Origin of the sequence: Ruminococcus sp. CAG:379, from assembly GCF_000434255.1 — a bacterium.
Lineage (GTDB): Bacteria > Bacillota > Clostridia > Oscillospirales > Ruminococcaceae > Ruminococcus_F > Ruminococcus_F champanellensis.
This window is the reverse complement of the sequence record NZ_FR894907.1, coordinates 1-721: the sequence shown is the minus strand read 5'-3', so window position 1 is coordinate 721 and position 721 is coordinate 1. Positions and strand designations below refer to the sequence as shown.

Annotated in this window: 1 protein-coding gene; it reads right to left on the bottom strand. The window is 45.4% G+C overall.

Going from position 1 to position 721, the window contains the following annotated elements; all coding sequences use genetic code 11:
* A partial coding sequence (locus QVO51_RS07465; RefSeq protein WP_288167995.1) for a MuF-C-terminal domain-containing protein occupies nt 1-660 on the bottom strand: 660 nt, incomplete at its 3' end.
* Nucleotides 661-721 lie beyond the last annotated feature (61 nt).

Here is a 721-nt window from a genome sequence, read left to right as displayed (position 1 = left end):
ACTGAATAGATCTTGGCTTTTATTTTTATCCCAAAACAGAATGTTTCCGGCAGTAGCGGCACGTTCGATGTATGTGGCAAAATTGTTTTCCTTGCCATAGATGCTGGTGATGTAATTCGCTGGTATGCTCTCCAACTGATAGACGCCTTGACCGTTTGGCGTAATGGTCACAAGCAACGGTGCGTTGTCCTGATCGACTGCGTTTAATACAGTAACGATACTGTTTCTCCCGTTTGCATTTGGAGAAATGGAATCAAAAATGATTGCCGGTGCCGCAAGCCATTCCGGAATGTTTTTAATTTGCGAAACTGTTAATCCGTGCTGATGTGGTTTTTTGGGATTTTTGGGTTTCAGTGCATCACGCAAATGCTTTTTGGCATACAGCATCGGGAGATGGGATAGACCAATCTGCACGAAGATTTCGGGTGTATCACATAGTCTTATGCTGTTGTTGTAACGATTATCTGTATGATTCAAAACAGCATCAATCTGATCCGTAAGGCTTGATTCCTGCATCTTCAACCCGTCAGTCTGATCGGCTGACGGGTTTTCTGTTTGAAATGCCTGTGCGATTTTGTCAGTTACGGAGTCGTGACTGCCTGATGTATGATGTCCCTCATGGTTGCGCTGTCCGTGTAAAACGTTCTCATCTGCTCCCATTCCTGGATTTTCTCGAAGCCATGCGGACGAGGATTCTCCGACAGGTACTGACTGTCCAGCC